Source organism: Clostridium sp. FS41 (assembly GCF_000954015.1).
Classification (GTDB): Bacteria; Bacillota; Clostridia; order Lachnospirales; family Lachnospiraceae; genus Enterocloster; species Enterocloster citroniae.
Window position 1 is genome coordinate 146,014 of the sequence record NZ_JYHN01000067.1, and the last position, 18,514, is coordinate 164,527.

Here is an 18,514-nt window from a genome sequence, read left to right on the forward strand (position 1 = left end):
ATTATAGTCCATTCATTGGAAGAGTACAAGAAAACAAGAAAAACTGGCATAACCGCAGCTATGCCAGTTCCCGATAACAATTGATTAGCCCAATGTCATAAATGCGTATCTGACCACAAATACCACAGATATCACCAGCGTCAGGGCTTTTACATCCTGTTTCCTGCCGGTCATAAGCTTCATCAGGCAGTAAGTGATCAGGCCGAATGCCACACCGTTTGCAATGGAGTAGGTAAATGGCATGAATACGATAGTGCAGAATGCCGGAAGGGCATTGCTCATCTCACTGAAGTCCACTTCCCTGATATTACCCAGCATCAGAATGCCGACAAAGATCAGGGCGGGCGCGGTTGCCGCTGCCGGGACAATGCTGACAATGGGAACAAAAAGGATGGATCCCAGGAACATAAACGCTGTCACAAGGCTTGTGAGCCCGGTTCTTCCTCCCACTGCAATTCCCGCACTGGACTCCACCACGGTCGTCACGGTAGAGGTTCCAACCATAGCGCCTGCCAGGGTGGAGACAGCATCTGACATCAGGGCCTGTTTCATCCTGATGACTTCACCGTTTTCATCGATCATTCCGGACTGCCGGGCGGCTCCCAGCAAAGTTCCGATGGAATCAAACATATTCACCAGGGAAAAACTGATAACCAGCATGGTCACTGTAAATACGGTTTCCATAAAATTGGTTCCTGCAAATAAGCCCGCGAAGTCCATTCTCATAAAGGAAACCTCTGCAAAATCCCTGAATTTCACCCCGATGTTCATATCCAGGTTTGAGAGGTGGGTGATACCAAGAGGTATTCCAATCAGCGTGGCGGCTACAATTCCTAAAAGAATGGAGCCTTTCACCTTTCTCGCATGCAGGATCCCCATTATGATCAGTCCGATCAGGGCAGTCAGGGCGCCGTTGATGAGCATCATATCCGCTCCCTCCAGCTTCCACTGTGAAAAATCCACCAGGCTGACAAGGGTGGCCGGGTTTGAAATAATAATACCCGCATTCTTCAGTCCGATAATGGTGATAAACAATCCGATCCCAGGTGTGATCGCCATCTTGACCGCATCGGGAATGGATCTGATGATCGCCTCCCTCAGGCCGATCGCTGTGATCACAATAAAGAAAATACCTGAAAGAAATACAATAACAAGGGCCTGCCCATATGTATATCCCATTCCCAACACAACCGTATATGCAAAGAATGCATTCAGTCCCATGCCCGGGGCCTGGGCAAAGGGAACTTTTGCGTACAGTGCGCAGAGCACGGTTCCGATAAACGCCCCGATACATGTTCCGATAAATACACCATTTGCAATTTTCTCCGCCATGACCGGATCCCCCATGATCACGTACGGGTCAGATAAGATCTGCGGATTCAAAATCAGAATGTAGGCAATGGTTATGAACGTTGTGATTCCTGCAAGAACCTCCGTTTTAATGCTTGAACGGCTTTGAGATATTCCGAAAAACCTGTCTGCAAAGTCTGCCTTTTGTTTCACTACTATGTCCTCCATATCATTTTTTCTGTCTGAACGTATCAACCTTCTGAGCGTATCAACAGTCCAACGCCGCTATCCCTGCCTTGTAGCCGGAATCTCATTGGCTTTTCGTTTCCACTCCCCTCCACCAATAAATACCTGATTACCAAAAAAAGAGTCAACTACAAAAGCCATGTAGTCAACTCTTTACGGTAGTTGGTAGAAACTCTGAGCCAATTCTCAGGATATACATAGTGAATAGCATTATTTTTTAATACAAAAATAATTATATATCCTAAAAGTTTTTTAGTCCATTTGCCTTTTTATCAATAAATCACTTTATTTTTGTGCACATTGTATATTTTTTTCGTTTTTTTATGATTTTCAGAAGGAATTACGCCGGATTACCTTCTTTTATCACTCAATCCCCAATGCTTCTTTTACCTGATCACCGATCACTCCGTCAACGGTGAGTCCATTGTCCTCCTGAAAGGATTGGACGGCCTCCTTTGTCTTTGTGCCCGCTATGCCGTCAGCTTCTCCACAGTCATACCCTTTGTCATTGAGGGCCTGCTGCACCTTTTTCACAAGCTCCTTGTCCGATGAGGAAGCCGACTTAGCGCCCGATGCAGCGGCGGAATCAGAGGCGTAAGGGCATACGCCGCCCGTATGTAAATGTGCGGGATGTCCTCCGCAATGGTAATGATAGGAGCCTAAGCCGCTCTTATTTTTATTATCCTTATGGCCTCCGTTGGAATCAGTCCTTCCCGAGTGCGCTTCTGCGGTGATGACCGAGTATGTATTGATGTAACTTACCGATGTTCCGGCCACCATGATCCCCAGGCCCATTGCAATGATTTTGTTTCTTATATTCCTCATATTCTCCCGCCCCTTTTTTTAATATTTTAAAACAAGTTACTGTATATAGCATAATTATAGCGAAATTGTCAAAATATGTAACCATGTGTTTGGAGTATTTTTATAGTCGATATTACGACTATATCTTGATGGGGAAGGCTTCTCCCTTGGGTGAGAACCTCTATAAAAACAGTTCTATCCTATCATCCTTTCTCATAAAGTTTATTAAATCACCTAACCTGCCCTTTTCAGGAGGATGTTCCATGAATCGTATCCAATACAGTATCCTCGCAAATCCGGATTCTTTTCCAGTTATACATTCCAATTGGTATCCCCCGGTTGCCGTTGCAAAAAAGAACTTACAATATGCAGAGATCCTCACGCCGGACCTTGCCTCTGCCGCCAGCGAAATGACGACCGTACACCAGTATCTGTACCAGTCCTGGACCCTGAGCAATGACTACAGGACCATCCGGCGCGTGATCCAGCGCATTGCCGTGGTGGAACAGCATCATTTTACGATCATCGGGCAGCTCATCGCTCTTCTCGGCGGCCGGCCGGAATGCCGTTCTCTGGAACCTGACTCGTACTGGTGCGGCAACATGGTGGACTATGACTGTGACCTTCGGACTTTGCTGTCAAAAAATGCTGAATCAGAGCAGTTCGCAGCCCAGGCATACGCAGCCCAGGCAAAAGAAATCAACGATCCCCATGTTTCCAAAATGCTTGCAAGGCTGTCCCTTGATGAGAAACTGCATCACAAAATATTCAGTGATTTTTTATCTCAAATACCTGAGCAGCCCATCTGTTAACAGGATTCCTAAGGCAATCCATATTAGAAGACATTGAACATTTCTGTTATACCGGCCGTAAGAATTTTGCGGAGTTGCAGCCTGGTATGGAAACTCCGCAAAATACGATTTTAACGCTTAGACCACTGCAATTATCTGCATTTACAAATGAATTAAAGAAATTAGGCTGTTAAGTAAAGCATTCAATTATAAATTAAAGGCAGGCAAAAAACACAGCCTGCCTTTCTGAATCAGTTCTTTCTGAATCAATTCTTCCGCACATCTGCCAGAAAGTACGTTCCAAATACACTTCTAGTGGATTGCATCCTCAAAAAATTCGTATGCTTCTTTATCCGTAAATCCTTCATGCACAATCTTTCCGATTGCTGCCGCCATCTCCAGGGAGTGGGCGCTCTGGAAAATGTTTCTTCCCATGTCCACGCCGTGTGCTCCGCCGCTGATTGCATTGTAAGCCAGGGTCAGGGCCTCCTTCTCCGGAAGCTTCTTGCCTCCTGCCACTACGATGGGAACAGGGCATGCCGCTACAACTTCTTCAAAGTTTTCACAGTAATAGGTTTTAATGATGTTGGCTCCCATTTCAGCAACAATCCTGGTCGCCAGCTTGAAGAAGCGGTCCGTGCGCTCCATCTGTTTACCCACGGCCACAACGCCCATGGTAGGGATACTGTATCTCATTCCCAGATTGATCGCCTTTGAGAGGTTCTCAATACTGGACAGCTGTCCATCGGCGCCGATGAAGGTCTGGATCGCCATACAGTCTGCATTCATACGGATCGCGTCCTCAATATCAACCGCCAAAATTTCATGGGACAGGTCATCGTTCAGCATAGAGGAGCCGGAGGTGGAACGAAGGGCAATGCCCTTGCCGCACGCCGGTGTCACGCATGAGCGCAGAGCGCCTCTGGTCCCCATAAGTACATCCACATAGGGAATCAGCTTAGGAATCACCAGATCCAGACGCTCCAGTCCGGCAGTTGACCCCATAAAGTATCCATGGTCAAAGGCAAACATAACCGTGTTCCCGCTTTTGGGATTAAAAATATTGGACAAATGTTTTTTCATTCCCCAATCCAGGTTGTTTGCTCCCTTAACATAGAAGCCATCGTTATTTGCAAAGGGTACATCCACGTGGTAATCCTTTGCAACCTTTACACCTTCCAAATCAGCCATAACCAGAAATCTCCTTCCAATTCTTCTCCTATAAGTTCATACAATTTTGATTCATTTTTAACTTAGAAGTTATAATCATTCATATTATCTGCGTTAAATACAGTGCGTTCCGGCAGCAATACAACACCGTTATTTACCTCTGCGGTAGATGCGCCCTCAACCAGGCTGTCATTTGGCATAACTTCTACCTCACCGATGTCAGGAATATTAATCTTGTCGCCTACATGTACTTCATTGCCTGCTGCAAGGTAAGCTGCAAGGTAGCAGCCCATTGCGCCCTGTACGCCGCAGTCCCACAGTCCCCACTGCTCGATCACGCCGGCTGCACAGTAATCCTTAATGGACATAGGTGATGCAAAGCCTGTTATTGTAACATCTTCCTTGGTCAGTCCCTTGTTCTGAGCTGCCTTGCACTGTCCCGGAAGGGCGGTGGAGTCATTGCAGATGATCAGGTCAATGTCAGAGTGTGCTTCCAGAATGGATGCGCCGATGGAAACCGCCTTCTCTGCATCCTGCTCTGAATAATAATTGTCAGGAGCTACATTTTCCCAGTTCGGGAAGTTTTCTTTGATATAGGCCTCGCCTGCTACCTGCCAGGAATTCTGATCGGCAACCGTTGCCTGTGAATAATGCCAGCAATATTTGATGGTATCATTTTTAGTATCTTTGCCGCGGTTGGTCAGGGAATCAGCACCCATATCAACCAGCATTTTACCTAACAGATCCGGTGTTCCCTGGCTGACCATAAGGGTACGTGCTGTATCGGAAACATCCGAATCCCATGTAACAACGGTAACGCCGGCCTCTTTTGCCTCTGCCAGCGCGGAGTCCAGTCCGGTTGCGTCAACGGATGAAATACAGATCGCATCCACGCCGCTGGCAACTGCGTTGTTGATCACGTTAACCTGGTCTGCAACCGCCGCATTGGCGCTGCCCTGGTAGTCAACGGTAAAGCCCCAACCCTTGGAATACTCCTGTGCACCGTTGTTGGCGGACTCAAAGAATGCGTTTCCTGTCAGTTTTGGAACAAAGGCAACCGTCTTGCCTGCAACATCTGCGCCTGCTTCGGGAGCTGCCGCCTCTGTCTTGCCGTCTTCCGCTTGAGCCTCCTCCGTCTTGCTCCCTGCCGCTTCTGTCTTTGCCTCTGTTGCGGGCGCCGCTGCCGTGGCAGCAGTACCGCCGCCGCAGCCTGCCAGTGAAACTGTCATTGCTCCTGCAAGAACCACTGATAACCATTTTTTCTTCATAACATTGTTCCTCCTTAAATTATTTATAATTGTGATTGTTATCGTATTTTCAGGGAAATTCCGTTCCCATAATACTTCTCTTCGTATCAAAGAAGATGCGCTGTCCGCGCTGTTACAATTTCTTCCTGCGGAACATGGCGATCACCTTCTGGTTATTGACCAGAGAGCGGCCAACCACCACCACCAGAAGAATCAGTCCAACGGGAATATCCAGGTACTGCTGGCTTACCTTGAAGCAGAGAGGGAGCCCGAATCTTAATACTCCGATCACAACCGCTGCCAATGCAGTTCCCAGAACACTTCCCTTGCCCCCGGTGCTCAAGGTTCCTCCCAGCACCACGGCTGTAATGATAGGCATGGTCAGGGTTGCTCCGATATCACTTTTGGCAGTGCCCAGATAGGAGGTGAGGACAATACCTGCCACCGCCGCGCTCATGGCCGACAACACATAGGTGCTCATGATCACCAGCCTGCTGTTGATGCCGGAATACTCCGCCGCATTTTGGTTTACGCCAATTAAGAAAATCTGTCGTCCGTATTTCGTCTTATGCAAAAGGATGTAGGCAATAACTGCCAGCACCAGAAAAATCAGCACCTGGTTGGGTATGACCCCAAACAACTTAAACTTGGTAATCCTGATAAAGCTGTCGGGAAACCCGTTGATCCCCTTATAGCTTTCAGTGGCCGACAAATTGGATACCAGCAGCGCAAGACCAGAAAACAGGAAGCTTCCGCCCAGTGTGACCACCATGGGCTGTACGCCGCAGTAAGCCACAAAATATCCGGACAGAGCACCGCACAGCGCTGCAACTATGATTCCCAGCCCTGCCGCAACCCAGATATTAAGTCCCCAGTCCTGCCAGGATACACCGAGAACAATGGAGGTCAGTCCTACAATGGAACCAGCCTGAATATCAATTCCTCCAGTAATCATGACAAAGGTAACAAATAAGGAAATGATACAGATGGATATCATATCATTGATGCTTCCGAACAGTACACGGGGCATCAGAAATTTACTGTTGGCTGTTGCGAATATTATGAACTCCAGGGCCAGAATACAGATCAGGACGGTCTCCCAGCTTTTTAACGCCTTTTTCATGACTGAACTCCTCCTTTTTTATCAGCGCCCATCGCTGTCCTCGCAGACAGAATCTGGTGCCGGTTCTTCAGGATGGCCCTGTTCTGTGTCACTGTATTGATCACCACGATCGTAATGAGAAGAATTCCGGTAATGGTATTGTCATAGTCAGAAGAAAACCCCAGGAATACAAGGATCCTGCTGATAGAAGACATAATGATTGCGCCGATGGACGCGCCGATCAGGCTGCCCTGGCCTCCTGTCAGGCTGATCCCTCCAAGAACACATGCCGCAATGGCTTTCATCTCGTAGCTGTTGCCCGCGGTGGGCGTAATGAAGCCGATACGCGATGTGTAGATCATGCCGGCCGCTGCCGCAAAAACTCCGCTTACTATGTATGCTGTGATTTTCGTCTGGGATGCAGGGATACCAACAAGGGTTGCTCCTGCCGCGTTATCCCCTACCGCGATAAAATACTTGCCCTTTTTAGTCTGCGTCAGAATCATATGCCCCGCGATCACTACCAGGATTGCCACCGCATAAAAGGTGGTGAGCTGTCCCGCGATCAGGGTATTGGACATCCTTGTATATTCGGCGGGAAGGTTTTCCACCCATGCTCCTTTTGTAAATACGTAAATCAGGCCGCGGACAACACCATTGACGCCAAGGGTAAATATAAGGGATGGAATCTGAAGCACCGACACTCCGAACCCGTTGACAAATCCAATGATTGCTCCGATAGCCAGCGCTGCCAGAATGGCCACGGCCCAGTTGGAGCCGTCCCTCAGCAGCGTTGCTCCCACTGCCGCCGACATGCCCAGAGTCGCGCCCACCGAAACATCGATCTCACCTGTCAGGATGACAAAGGCGCTTCCCACCGCCAGCAAAGTAAACACCACACTGTCATTAAAGCAGTTCAGGATCGATGTGGGCTGCCAGAAGCTTGGATTTACACAGCCTACAATGAATATCAATGCTGCCAGAAATAAAAAACTGCTCATTTCATGGGTTTTCATTATTTTCTTCAATTGATTCATGTCTCTCCACCTGCTTTCATTCTTCTGTCACGCCAAAGGATGCCGCCATCAGGCTGGCCTGGCTGATTTCCGCCCTGGTCAGTTCGCCCTTGATCCGCCCGGAAAATACGACCACCGCCCGGTCCGAAAGCTCCACGATTTCTTCCATATCGGAGGAGATAAGCATAATCGCCACACCCCGGGCCTTCAGTTCATGAATAATGGAATACACATCTCCTCGCGCCGCCGCGTCAATACCACGGGTGGGTTCATCCAGGATCACCAGCTTGGGATTGGTTGAAAGGGAACGGCCGATAATGATCTTCTGCTGGTTTCCTCCCGAAAGGCTTCCTGCTGTCTGATCCTGCCCCGTAACCTTGATGCGGAAGTCGTCAATATATCGGCCGGCCACTTCCTTCTCGGCTTTTTTGTTCAGAAAGAATCCTCCCATCTTCTTATCTCTTAATAAGGAAGATGTGGTGTTGGCAGCCACATCGCTGATGGCGAATAGTCCGTTGAGTCTTCGGTCCTCAGGCACATAGTTGATTCCTGCCTCCAGAACTTGTGCGGTGGAGCATCCTGTTATATCCCTGCCATCCAGAATCGCCTTTCCTCTTAAAACCTTGTCTCTTCCAAATATGGTTGTGGCAAGCTCCGTACGTCCGGCGCCAACAACCCCGGCCACTCCCAGCACCTCACCCGGGTACACCTTAAGGTTTACATCCTCAAAACCATAGCCGGTGTAGCCCTGAAGCTCAAACACCGGCTTCAGTCCCTCATAATTAAGGGTTTTCTCCTCCCCTTTCCCATCTTTGAGATCCGCCACATCCATATTGGGAGGAAGGAGTCCCTTTACCAGCATTTCCCTGGTGAAGTCCGATACGCGCCCTTTTAATGTGATAATTCCGTCCCTCATAATTGCCACATGGGTGGCGATCTGAAACACTTCTGCCAGACGGTGTGTTATGTAAACAATTCCGATGCCCTTCTGCTTCAGATCTTCCACGATCTTGAAGAGGCTCTCAACTTCGTCAAATGTAAGCGCGCTGGTAGGTTCATCCAGGATCAGCACCCTGGCATTCCTCAAAAGTCCGCGCAGCAGCTCCACCAGCTGCTGTTCTGCTATGGAAAGACTCATGGCCTTTCTGTTCAGGTCCAGGTGCCATCCGATATCATCCATAATCTGTAGCAGCCGCTTTCTCAAGGTCCCTGTCTTTTCCTTAAATCCAATGAGGACGTTCTCTTCCACTGTCATGTTAGGAAAAAGCATAGGTTCCTGAGGTACCATATAAACGCCCTTGGCCAATATCACCGAAGGCTTGAATGAATGGATCTTTTCATCTGCGATGACCAGTTCTCCCCCATCCGGCTGATAAATACCCATGATGATCTTCATCAGGGTGCTCTTTCCGGCACCGTTTCCTCCTATCAAAGCCAGCACCTCGCCCTTGCCGACATCCAGATCAATTCCTTTTAATACTGCATTCAAACCAAATGTCTTAAAGACGCCACGGACAGAAAGCAGCACTTCCTTAGAATCACATGTCTCTGCTTGACTCATGTTTATCCTCCTTAGCGCACCTGTTATTGATATTTTTGTTTATAGTCAAAACATTTGTAACACTTGTAGTATACGGGAACCATATAAGTTTGTCAAGGGGTTTTAAGCATTTTAACCCTTGCCCCCACTGTTTTGCCCCTTCTATTTAAGCATATTTTTCTTTATTTTTTACCTCCATCCATTCTTATATTGGCCAATTATTATGTTTTTGTGGATTATTGTTCCTATTTTATGTACATTTCCTATACTATTTCATATTGACATTCATATTTGGCTCTGATATACTAATCACAGGGTGAAACATTTTATTGATTGTCAAACATTTGTTTCTACCGACACAAAAATCGGAGGTGCGTACGGCAGATATGGATTACGAAGATTCCTTGATTGTCAAAACAGCTTGGTACTATTATATAGAAAACATGACTCAGCAGAAAATTTCAGAAAAACTGGGCATATCCCGCATGAAAGTCATCAAACTATTGGAAAAGGCGAAACAGACAGGTGTGATTCAATTTAAAATTTCACCGGAACGGAGCCAGCAGCTGATGATCGAGCAGAAGCTGATCACCCAATGGAATTTAAAGGACATCTTTGTGGTTCCCACTCCGCCAAGCGGTTCCAATCTGAATGAAACCATTGCTCAGGCAGCCGCTATGTATATAGGGGACCGTCTGACAGAAAACATGTTTATCAATATGGGCTACGGAGACACCCCCAGCAGGGTATTAAACCACTTGGCCACCATTGCGGAGTCGCCCATTTCCGTGGTGTCCCTCACAGGAGGAGTCAGCTATTATCTGCCCAATATCCGTTCCAACATTTTCAATGCCAAGCTCTATCTCTATCCGGCGCCGCTTCTCGTCTCTTCCAAGGAGATGTGCAAAGCCATGCGTAACGAGCCTCCCATTGAAGAGATTGCAAGAATGGTCCGCCTGGCAACCATGACAGTGATCGGCATCGGAGCCATGAACAATGATGCCACTATCATTTCCAACGGAATTTTAAATCAGAATGATTTCCTATATCTCTCCATGCAGGGGGCAGTGGGCGACATTCTGACCCACTTTATTGATAAAGACGGAAAGCCGATTCACAGTGATGTGGAAGAGCGTCTTTTCAGCACGCCTCTGGAGACATTAAAAAGTCTGAATAATGTCATTGGGATTTCGGGCGGCCCTCAGAAGGTGGAGGCCATCCGCGCAGCATTAAAGGGCGGATATCTGGATGTACTGATTACAGATGAAGAAACAGCCATGCAGCTGATTGATTTAAGCTGAAAAAGATAATGTAAAGGAGGAGTTTACATATGTCAAAGAATTATTTTCTTACAGTCGATGCCGGAACGGGGAGCGTCCGGGCCGTCCTGTTTGACTTAGCGGGCAACCAGACCTCATGTGTACAGCAGGAATGGGATCACAGGGAAGATCCCAGATACCCGGGCAGCATGGATTTTGACTGGGAATACAACTGGAAGCTGACCTGCGGATGCATCAGGGGTGTGTTGGAACAGTCCGGCATTTCCCCGGCTGACATTGCAGCAATCTCCACCACCTGCATGAGGGAGGGTATTGTACTCTATGATAAGGACGAACACGAAATTTGGGCCTGCGCCAATGTGGATGCAAGAAGCACGGATGAGGTCAGCCAGCTAAAGAAGGCATATCCCGGACTGGAACAGGAATTATATATGGAATCCGGACAGACCTATGCCCTGGACGCCCTCCCCCGCCTGTTATGGGTCAGGAATAAGATGCCGGATGTCTATGAAAAAATTGCATATGTGGGAATGTTTAACGACTGGCTGATCCATAAGATGACCGGAATCCTGGCCGTGGAGCCAAGCAACGGTTCTACCACCGGACTATTCAGCCTTAAAAAGAGATCCTGGGATCCCTCCATTGCCAGACGCTGCGGACTGCGCACCGATATGTTCCCTGAAGTAAGGGAATGCGGCTCCAGGGCCGGAACCGTGACTGCACAGTGCGGGGAACAGACCGGGCTGGCCCAAGGAACACCTGTGATCGTAGGAGGCGGCGATGCACAGCTGGGCTGTATCGGCGTAGGGGTTGTCAGGCCAAACCAGGCGGCTGTGTTCGGCGGAAGTTTCTGGCAGTATGAATATAATACAGCGGACGGCAGAACAGACAAGGAATGCAGAGTCCGGGTCAACTGCCATGCGGTGCCGGATGTATGGCAGTACGAAGCCCTGGCATTTAAACCCGGACTCGTGATGCGCTGGTTCCGGGACGGCTTCTGCCAGGCGGAAAAAGAGCTTGCGAAGCTGAAGGGCACGGACCCATATGATGTGATGAATGAGTACGCCAAGGACATTCCTGCAGGCTCCTACGGTATGATGTGTGCATTCTCCGATGTGATGAACTTCATCAACTGGAAGCACGCCTCGCCAACCTTTACCAACTTCGAGCTGGATCCGGTACGTTTTTCAAAGTATACCTTCTACCGCGCTATCCTGGAAAATACAGCCATGGTAACCAAGGGCCATCTGGACCTGGTGCGCGAGGCAACCGGGAACCAGCCTGAGGAGATCATTTTTGCCGGAGGCGCTTCCAAGAGCCCGTTGTGGTGCCAGATTTTATCCGATGTTCTTGGACTTCCGGTAAAGGTTCCGGTGGTCAAAGAAGCAACCGCCCTGGGTGCAGCGATTTTGGCAGGCTATGGGACCGGCATCTATAAAGACATGTCAAAAGCAGCAGAAAAACTGGTGCAATGGGATACCACCTATGTTCCGGATTCCGCCAATCATCAGCTCTACTGTGAAATATATGAACAATGGCGCAAAATTTATAAGGCTCAGCTGAATCTGTGCAACCAGGATCTGACCAGAAGTATGTGGGCTGCCCCGGGATTATAAAACAGGAGGAATAGTAGAAAATGTTTATTATAAATGAAAGTGAAAAAGAATATCGTTTCGGGGACAGCGGCCCCAAGTACCTGATGAAAGGTCCCAGAATGAATTTTGCTGTAGTCCAGTTCCAGCCAGGCCAGGATTTCAAGGCACATTACCACAACATCATGGAGGAAGACTTCTTTATACTCGAAGGAGAGATCAACATTGTGGTGGACGGGACCGTGCACCATTTAAAACAGGGAGACTTGATCCACATCGAACCGTTGGAAGTCCACTACTGTTTCAATCCATACGGGCAGACCGTGAAAATGATCTCCACCCTGGCTCCGTTCCAGGAAGCGGATAAAGTGGAGATAGATGATTATAAATTCTAGTAATGGGTGTTCTTTGCTGAAAGCTCACATATAGCCTGCTTTCAATACATATTCATATCCAAACCGCACATACTACCATTATTAGGAGGTGTGTCTTATGGATCCCAATGAAACCGTTTGCTTTTGCAATGATGTTACCCGCGGCATGATCAAAGATGCCATTGCTGCAGGGGCCAAAACCCTGGAAGATGTACAGGAAGCAACAGGAGCCGGCACCGCATGCGGCGGATGCCTTGATGATATCCAGGCGATCATTGACGAGTTGGCAGAATAATTCATCTTTGACCGTGCCCCCATGGAATTGCCATTAATTCCATGGGGGCATTTATCTTCCAGAAACTACTAAGCGCAGGATCTAATTAATAGAAAGGTATCCGGGATCAACATATTTTGTAAGCCAAACCCCATTCTCCGACAAGTAGAAATCAGCCCCATCCCGGCACATTCCGGCTGCATCCACTTTGATCACCACAGGCTCCCCATGGCGCTTTCCGACTTTCAAGGCCGTATCATAATCCTTTGAGAGATGAACATATAAACGGCTCATGGGTTTTAAACCCTTTGTCTTTATGCTCTCCATGAATCGGGTGGCTGTTCCGTGATACAATACATCCGGGGGAAGCATCTTTTTCAGCTCCACGTCCACAGCAATGCTGTGCCCCTGATTTGCTCTGATCCGCGTATGTCCTTCATCGAATCCATACCGATTCTTTTTGTCTTCCCGAACAATCTTTTCCAGCAGATCCAGATCAATAAATCTGCCCGTCCCATTGATGCCATGGATCAGCTCATTTACATCTGCCCAGCCATGTTCGTCCAAAGTTATACCTGCGGCATCCGGTTGATGGCGAAGCACCAGACTTATAAATACACTTAATCGGTCATTACTTTTCATGAACGTTCTCCTTTAGTTAACGTATTTCACGATCAAACTCCAATAGCTCCGCTTCCGTGTTGGAGTCCACAAAATGTTGTATTGCCTCGGAAACGCTGTCTGCCTGGGCATTATTTGCAACAATACCAGCTAACCCCAAAACAATGACCTGATGGATATCTTGTTCATCAAGTTCCGCCACTGATACATTAAATTTGTTTTGCAGTTTTGCCAGCAGACTTTTTACTACCATCCGCTTCTCTTTTAACGAATGCACCCAAGGTGCATGTAATTTTATCGTTATTGTCAGAATCATCATATGATTACACCTCGTTCATCAAAAACATAATTCATAAGCCACGGCCCCGGTGCATATAATTAGCTAAATACAAGCAAGAGGTATGCCATTGTATGAAAATCCAAAATAAAAGTGCTTTTATCATATCAATCCTTATCCCCCTGGCTGTTGGTGCCGTCTCTGCGTTAATAGGCGGAAATATGTCAACATACGCCGCATTAAACAAACCATCCTTAAGCCCTCCCGGATTTGTCTTTCCTGTCATTTGGACCATACTTTACATCCTAATGGGATTTTCATCATATATCATCCATTCTTCAAGCCGTCCCAATAAGACAAACGCATTTTTACTTTATGGCATTCAGCTGTTTTTTAATTTTTTCTGGAGCATAATCTTCTTTCATTTTAAAGTTTACCTGTTTGCCTTTATTTGGCTCATAGCCTTAATCTATATAATAGCCATTATGATAAAGCATTTTTATATTGTTAGTCCTTTGGCTGCTTATTTACAGATCCCCTATTTCCTATGGTGTATATTTGCCGCCTACTTAAATTTATCCATATTAATATTGAATTAATACTTTTTACAGCACCGTCTTGCCATGCTCCCCGCTTAGATCCTATGATCTTAAGGTGGGGAGTTTTAATCTCCTCCCGCCTTAAAATTATAAACAGGCTTTGCCTAAAGAATACTACAAAATCCGCCAACTATCAATATGCAGAACAGCAGGCTCCAATGAGCCTGCTGTCCATAGTATGATCCGTTATGATATTATTCAAATACCGCACAAATATGAATTACAGATAGAATACCGCACAGAGAACGGTTGTTACAATACCAAAGAGGACTACTAACGGGAAACCGCATTTTATAAAGTCCTGAATATTGTATCCACCAGCTTCCATAACGATCAGGTTGTTTCCGGCACCAAATGGAGATGCGAACACACCAGATGCACAGATACTAACAAGCATTGCGCCTGCAAGAGGATTGATTCCAGCTGCCTGGCAAAGCATAAGGGCAATTGGAAGAACCAGTACAGTTGCAGAAGAGTTCATCAGGAACTGAGTGATCAGCAGCTGAAGGGCTGCAATACCGCCAAGCAGTGCGATTGGAGAAAAGCCTGCAAGAACAGGTGATAACTGGGTTACGAAGAATTCAGCTGCTCCAGTGCTGACAAGTGCCTTACTAATTGGGAAAACGCCTCCCACAAGGAATACGGAAGAGATCGGGATTGCCTTAATAGCCTCATCCATGGTGATACATCCTGTTAAAACAACAAGCACGGAACCGATAACGCCTGCCAGCATGATCGGAATAACGCCGGTTGCCATTGCAAGGATTGTAAATACGAAAATAGCTGCACAGTAAGGCATCTTCTTCAGGTTGTAATCTTTTGTTCCGTCCACATTGACATCGATGTCTCTGTCAGGAAGCAGTCTAACGCCGATAAACATCATGTATAAGATACCAACGATCAATAACGGAACACCAATTTTTGCATATTCAAAAAAGGCAAACTCGGGAAGTCCATTATCCTTCAAAATACCATTTGCAACAATGTGAGGGGTGGTACCTGCAAGAGTGATACATCCGCCCAGAGAAGCAAAGTAGGAAAGCGCAAGTAACAGTCTGGATCTCTTAACGCCAGCCTTCTCAGCCATGGAGCTGACGATTGGCATCATACATGCTGTGGAGCCTGTATCGTTTAAGAATGCAGAAAGTCCGCCGGCCACGATACCTGTTCCTGCCAGCAATCCTTTTTCATTCTTTCCCAGAACTCCGATGATCTTTGTACCGAGAAAATCCGCAAGCCCTGTTTTAAAGAAAGCAGAACCAATGATGCAGAAACAGATCATGAAAATGGATGTGGAATTGGTGAAATCAGCAAAGGCTGTATCTGCCTTAATAATCCCAAAAAGTGCAAGAGCGGTAGGAATGATTGCTCCTGTAATAATAATGGGGATTGGTTTAAAAACTAAAAGTAATATGGTGATAACAAAAATCACACAGGTGATAGTTGCTTGTACAGACATAACATAACCCTCCTCTTACTGTCTTAATGATTCGATCAGTCCTCAACAGACGCGCGGAATGCCTTAAGTTCATCCTCTTGCGTGTTGACTGAGATGGAGCAATCAGGCCCCAGAATAAACGGCTGATCTTTCATTCTTTCAATGGCATTATGGGCCATTGCGCTTATTTCTAATGCTTTATTTTGGCCGAACAGCCGTTCATCACAGCCGCCCATTGGCGTAATCCTTCCAATCCAGTTCTTAGCGCTGTCCAATTTTACATTTCCTGTTGCGGATTCCGCCCAGTGAAGGATATCGATTGGATAGTCGGTAAAGTACTCAGGATTTGAATTGATTCCGCAGGTATGAACCCATATCTTCGCAGGTTTCAAAGCATCGATCAGCATAAGATCGTATTTCCTGACGTAACGCTCCCATTCTTCCTTTGTAAGATAACCAGTTCTTGCCAGTGCCGCCGAACTATAAAAAATACCGTAGAGCCCTGTTTTAACCAGTTTCTCCCCGTATTTTGCCAAAGAAACGGTAATGTTTCTCATGGCCTGATCGGTAAGCTGCGGATAATCTTGAATCGCCCTCACTAAGCCTTCCTTGGATGTGGGCCGATATCTTCCGGAAGCAATTTGTCCAAAAAACATTTCAAACACCGCGCCCGGACAAAAAATCGTATGGAAAACAGGAGTGCCTTCAGACCCAGCGATCACTTGTTTCACTGCGTCTATCTGCTCAAGAAAAACATCCTCACTTCCTGTCAGCTCAACAATTTTTTCTAATTCTTTTCCAAGGTTCTCATCCCCATGAAGCAACGGGTCTATACATGGCGCAACAACCGATCCCATGTAATCGTCATAGGAGTATTTCTGCCCCCATGCTTCGCAAAAAGAAGAAGCTCTGGGTTGAAGTTTGATATAGTCCCAGTCATATGTATTCTGAAATTCAAGCATTTTATTTGCAAATCTTTCAGCTCCGCTATGTTCATCTTCTAAAAAATGTCTCCATGCAGATACCGGAACACGATCAGCCTTTTCACCGTTTAAAACCGCCTCCAGCCTTTCTTTTTTAGACCACATGCCCTTTCCCCCTTTCATAAAATTTTAATATCACAAATAAACCCGCGTTGATTGTTTATTTACTATTAGATAATATCACTATTTTTGTCGAATTAGAATCACAAAAATTAGATATATTGTATCTAAAAATTAGATATCAAAAAAAGGCAACAAAACATTGCCTTTAATTGAAAATTATTTAGTAAGATTTTAGGATGATTTAGCTCATAAACAAGCATCAAAATGCTTTAGGAGGAGGGGTGGGAATTTTCAATCATCTCCCTGCAAAAGCTGATAAAATGCGCGGTGGCGGATGACAGCGGATGCTCTGATGATACGATAACATGCCTGTCAGCACTGACATCACCGCTTTTTTCCCCTTCAATATCTACAAGCGGACGTACAAAGACATCTTTTGCCGCCAGATCTTTCACATCAGATATACAGACAATCCCAATGCCTGCCATGGCCTGCGCCAGCATAACAGTATAAAGCCTTGAACCCGATACACAGGTAATGTTAGGGTTAACTCCAAACTTTTGGAACGATAACCGTAAAACGTTTTCAAATGTTCTGGGAATGGCAAGAGGGATATTATCTAAATCCCGAATGGATACCTTATCAACATCCTCGGATATCCACGGGTTGCCTTTCGCGCAACAGACATGGAACTTCTGCTTGATCACCAACTCTTTCCTGACCAACGGCGACATGGCTTTACGCTGTCTGATAAAACCAACATCGATCTTATTCTGTATTAAAAGTTCTATGATTTCTTCAGACGGCCGTTCAAAAATACTATACCCGATCCGCGGATGGGCGATCTTAAAATTTGTCAGGATATTATTAAGGACAAGGTCAGGATGGGCCATGGTAAGTCCGATCCTTACGGTTCCGATCACCCCGTTTAATAAACAATCAATATCTCTGTGTGCGGTTTCTTCACAATGTGCGATCTGCTTTGCGATCGGATACAGGATCTTGCCCGCTTCCGTCAATTCCAAGCCCTTTGACTTTCTGATAAACAGCGAAGCATTATATTCTTTTTCCAATAGCTTTACCTGGTTAGACAGCGCGGACTGTACAATATGTAATTCTTCCGAGGCTTGAGTCAACGTCCCGTAATCAGCAATCATTATAAAATTTTTATAATATTCAACATTCATATTTATTTGCATGGTGTTTCAAATGCAATACACCACAACCTCCTTAATACCGCCAAATTTCAAAGATAGAATATAAGAGAGATTTCAGTCATTCTCTATCCGCAGAGCCAATGACCGACATCACCCTAATGTCTTTTATTATACCACATTTTGCGGTAAAGAGAAAGGCTTGTGTTCTTTTATGCGGATTACGGCGGGGGGATGTCCTCGATTCTGAGTTCATATGCCGTCAATGGATGTAGTAAATATCCTTTTTGACCGTCATGTCCCCATCATTGATATCCGGATGATATTTGTAGCCAAGGTTTAATTTGCACTTGGAGGTATACTGTAAATAACACCGTTTATTTTTTCTTCTTTTCTTTCCCCCATCTTCATCACTCCATTGTATATAAGGCGTTTTGCCCGTTGTTTTAGGCAAATCCTATATTGTCCTTTTCCAATTTTTTAATATGACGATTCCTAAAACCAGCCATCATAAGGTTCTATTCTTCTATATCTGCATTTTTTAATTCTATTAATGACTTTTCTTCACCGAGCCCTGTCGAACTCACCATTCCTATATACAAATGCATGAACAGTGGCTTCTCCGATTATCAGTGGTGCATGGAGCACGGTAT

The 18,514-nt window shown here is 46.2% G+C and carries 18 protein-coding genes and 1 riboswitch; of the genes, 6 read left to right on the forward strand and 12 right to left on the reverse strand.

The window, feature by feature from the left end; translation table 11 throughout:
* Window positions 1–84 precede the first annotated feature (84 nt).
* Together CLFS41_RS20435 and CLFS41_RS20440 are read right to left on the reverse strand one after the other, a co-directional pair.
* On the reverse strand, window positions 85–1,518 hold the full coding sequence (locus tag CLFS41_RS20435; RefSeq protein ID WP_207740175.1) for an NCS2 family permease: 1,434 nt from the start codon (window positions 1,516–1,518) through the stop codon (window positions 85–87).
* Window positions 1,519–1,658: 140 nt separating this feature from the next.
* A riboswitch (purine riboswitch) is annotated at window positions 1,659–1,755 on the reverse strand.
* 144 nt (window positions 1,756–1,899) lie between these two features.
* Entirely contained in the window at window positions 1,900–2,361 is a 462-nt protein-coding gene (locus tag CLFS41_RS20440) for a peptidoglycan-binding protein (protein WP_007863877.1), read from the reverse strand.
* A 242-nt stretch (window positions 2,362–2,603) separates the two neighbouring features.
* Here CLFS41_RS20440 and CLFS41_RS20445 point away from each other — a divergent pair, with 242 nt between their 5' ends.
* Complete coding sequence (locus tag CLFS41_RS20445) at window positions 2,604–3,152, forward strand: ferritin-like domain-containing protein (protein WP_045093311.1); 549 nt, start codon at window positions 2,604–2,606, stop codon at window positions 3,150–3,152.
* Window positions 3,153–3,443: 291 nt separating this feature from the next.
* Here CLFS41_RS20445 and lsrF read toward each other — a convergent pair whose 3' ends face one another.
* The 5 genes from lsrF to CLFS41_RS20470 all read right to left on the reverse strand — a co-directional run bounded on the left by lsrF (window position 3,444) and on the right by CLFS41_RS20470 (window position 9,227).
* Window positions 3,444–4,322, reverse strand: a complete 879-nt coding sequence (lsrF, locus tag CLFS41_RS20450; protein WP_045093312.1) for a 3-hydroxy-5-phosphonooxypentane-2,4-dione thiolase — start codon at window positions 4,320–4,322, stop codon at window positions 3,444–3,446.
* Between the two features lie 62 nt (window positions 4,323–4,384).
* Window positions 4,385–5,569 (reverse strand): substrate-binding domain-containing protein, encoded by a 1,185-nt coding sequence (locus CLFS41_RS20455; RefSeq protein WP_045093313.1) that lies wholly within the window; start codon window positions 5,567–5,569, stop codon window positions 4,385–4,387.
* Between the two features lie 112 nt (window positions 5,570–5,681).
* Window positions 5,682–6,671 (reverse strand): ABC transporter permease, encoded by a 990-nt coding sequence (locus tag CLFS41_RS20460; RefSeq protein WP_007863869.1) that lies wholly within the window; start codon window positions 6,669–6,671, stop codon window positions 5,682–5,684.
* Complete coding sequence (locus tag CLFS41_RS20465; RefSeq protein WP_007863868.1) at window positions 6,668–7,687, reverse strand: ABC transporter permease; 1,020 nt, start codon at window positions 7,685–7,687, stop codon at window positions 6,668–6,670. The genes CLFS41_RS20460 and CLFS41_RS20465 overlap by 4 nt, the downstream gene beginning before the upstream one ends.
* Window positions 7,688–7,703: 16 nt before the next feature.
* Window positions 7,704–9,227: a sugar ABC transporter ATP-binding protein gene (locus tag CLFS41_RS20470; protein ID WP_007863866.1), complete on the reverse strand. Its 1,524-nt coding sequence runs from the start codon at window positions 9,225–9,227 to the stop codon at window positions 7,704–7,706.
* A gap of 365 nt (window positions 9,228–9,592) precedes the next feature.
* On the opposite strand from CLFS41_RS20470, the gene CLFS41_RS20475 reads away from it, so the two are divergent.
* The 4 genes from CLFS41_RS20475 to CLFS41_RS20490 all read left to right on the forward strand — a co-directional run bounded on the left by CLFS41_RS20475 (window position 9,593) and on the right by CLFS41_RS20490 (window position 12,747).
* Window positions 9,593–10,507, forward strand: a complete 915-nt coding sequence (locus CLFS41_RS20475; protein ID WP_045093314.1) for a sugar-binding transcriptional regulator — start codon at window positions 9,593–9,595, stop codon at window positions 10,505–10,507.
* 29 nt (window positions 10,508–10,536) lie between these two features.
* On the forward strand, window positions 10,537–12,102 hold the full coding sequence (lsrK, locus tag CLFS41_RS20480; RefSeq protein ID WP_045093315.1) for an autoinducer-2 kinase: 1,566 nt from the start codon (window positions 10,537–10,539) through the stop codon (window positions 12,100–12,102).
* Window positions 12,103–12,122: 20 nt separating this feature from the next.
* On the forward strand, window positions 12,123–12,473 hold the full coding sequence (locus tag CLFS41_RS20485) for a cupin domain-containing protein (protein ID WP_007863858.1): 351 nt from the start codon (window positions 12,123–12,125) through the stop codon (window positions 12,471–12,473).
* A 97-nt stretch (window positions 12,474–12,570) separates the two neighbouring features.
* Window positions 12,571–12,747, forward strand: coding sequence for a (2Fe-2S)-binding protein (locus CLFS41_RS20490; protein ID WP_007863857.1), 177 nt, complete (start codon window positions 12,571–12,573; stop codon window positions 12,745–12,747).
* 81 nt (window positions 12,748–12,828) lie between these two features.
* Here the strand turns inward: CLFS41_RS20490 and CLFS41_RS20495 are convergent, their stop codons facing one another.
* Both CLFS41_RS20495 and CLFS41_RS20500 read right to left on the reverse strand, forming a co-directional pair.
* On the reverse strand, window positions 12,829–13,368 hold the full coding sequence (locus tag CLFS41_RS20495; RefSeq protein ID WP_045093316.1) for an RNA 2'-phosphotransferase: 540 nt from the start codon (window positions 13,366–13,368) through the stop codon (window positions 12,829–12,831).
* Between the two features lie 16 nt (window positions 13,369–13,384).
* Window positions 13,385–13,666: a DUF503 domain-containing protein gene (locus tag CLFS41_RS20500; RefSeq protein ID WP_045093317.1), complete on the reverse strand. Its 282-nt coding sequence runs from the start codon at window positions 13,664–13,666 to the stop codon at window positions 13,385–13,387.
* Window positions 13,667–13,758: 92 nt separating this feature from the next.
* Here CLFS41_RS20500 and CLFS41_RS20505 point away from each other — a divergent pair, with 92 nt between their 5' ends.
* Entirely contained in the window at window positions 13,759–14,223 is a 465-nt protein-coding gene (locus tag CLFS41_RS20505; RefSeq protein WP_045093318.1) for a TspO/MBR family protein, read from the forward strand.
* Between the two features lie 220 nt (window positions 14,224–14,443).
* Here CLFS41_RS20505 and CLFS41_RS20510 read toward each other — a convergent pair whose 3' ends face one another.
* From CLFS41_RS20510 to CLFS41_RS20520, 3 genes are all read right to left on the reverse strand, one after another.
* Window positions 14,444–15,682 (reverse strand): SLC13 family permease, encoded by a 1,239-nt coding sequence (locus CLFS41_RS20510; RefSeq protein WP_045093319.1) that lies wholly within the window; start codon window positions 15,680–15,682, stop codon window positions 14,444–14,446.
* Window positions 15,683–15,717: 35 nt separating this feature from the next.
* A complete protein-coding gene (locus tag CLFS41_RS20515; protein WP_045093320.1) occupies window positions 15,718–16,749 on the reverse strand; it encodes a uroporphyrinogen decarboxylase family protein in 1,032 nt (343 codons plus the stop codon).
* Between the two features lie 227 nt (window positions 16,750–16,976).
* Entirely contained in the window at window positions 16,977–17,906 is a 930-nt protein-coding gene (locus CLFS41_RS20520) for a LysR family transcriptional regulator (protein WP_040416618.1), read from the reverse strand.
* Window positions 17,907–18,514: the final 608 nt, after the last annotated feature.

Bases quoted from the DNA above. Each gene is read 5' to 3' on its own strand.
- CLFS41_RS20435 (WP_207740175.1), bottom strand. From the start codon at position 1,518: ATGGAGGACATAGTAGTGAAACAAAAGGCAGACTTTGCAGACAGGTTT.
- CLFS41_RS20440 (WP_007863877.1), bottom strand. From the start codon at position 2,361: ATGAGGAATATAAGAAACAAAATCATTGCAATGGGCCTGGGGATCATG.
- CLFS41_RS20445 (WP_045093311.1), top strand. From the start codon at position 2,604: ATGAATCGTATCCAATACAGTATCCTCGCAAATCCGGATTCTTTTCCA.
- lsrF (WP_045093312.1), bottom strand. From the start codon at position 4,322: ATGGCTGATTTGGAAGGTGTAAAGGTTGCAAAGGATTACCACGTGGAT.
- CLFS41_RS20455 (WP_045093313.1), bottom strand. From the start codon at position 5,569: ATGAAGAAAAAATGGTTATCAGTGGTTCTTGCAGGAGCAATGACAGTT.
- CLFS41_RS20460 (WP_007863869.1), bottom strand. From the start codon at position 6,671: ATGAAAAAGGCGTTAAAAAGCTGGGAGACCGTCCTGATCTGTATTCTG.
- CLFS41_RS20465 (WP_007863868.1), bottom strand. From the start codon at position 7,687: ATGAATCAATTGAAGAAAATAATGAAAACCCATGAAATGAGCAGTTTT.
- CLFS41_RS20470 (WP_007863866.1), bottom strand. From the start codon at position 9,227: ATGAGTCAAGCAGAGACATGTGATTCTAAGGAAGTGCTGCTTTCTGTC.
- CLFS41_RS20475 (WP_045093314.1), top strand. From the start codon at position 9,593: ATGGATTACGAAGATTCCTTGATTGTCAAAACAGCTTGGTACTATTAT.
- lsrK (WP_045093315.1), top strand. From the start codon at position 10,537: ATGTCAAAGAATTATTTTCTTACAGTCGATGCCGGAACGGGGAGCGTC.
- CLFS41_RS20485 (WP_007863858.1), top strand. From the start codon at position 12,123: ATGTTTATTATAAATGAAAGTGAAAAAGAATATCGTTTCGGGGACAGC.
- CLFS41_RS20490 (WP_007863857.1), top strand. From the start codon at position 12,571: ATGGATCCCAATGAAACCGTTTGCTTTTGCAATGATGTTACCCGCGGC.
- CLFS41_RS20495 (WP_045093316.1), bottom strand. From the start codon at position 13,368: ATGAAAAGTAATGACCGATTAAGTGTATTTATAAGTCTGGTGCTTCGC.
- CLFS41_RS20500 (WP_045093317.1), bottom strand. From the start codon at position 13,666: ATGATGATTCTGACAATAACGATAAAATTACATGCACCTTGGGTGCAT.
- CLFS41_RS20505 (WP_045093318.1), top strand. From the start codon at position 13,759: ATGAAAATCCAAAATAAAAGTGCTTTTATCATATCAATCCTTATCCCC.
- CLFS41_RS20510 (WP_045093319.1), bottom strand. From the start codon at position 15,682: ATGTCTGTACAAGCAACTATCACCTGTGTGATTTTTGTTATCACCATA.
- CLFS41_RS20515 (WP_045093320.1), bottom strand. From the start codon at position 16,749: ATGTGGTCTAAAAAAGAAAGGCTGGAGGCGGTTTTAAACGGTGAAAAG.
- CLFS41_RS20520 (WP_040416618.1), bottom strand. From the start codon at position 17,906: ATGCAAATAAATATGAATGTTGAATATTATAAAAATTTTATAATGATT.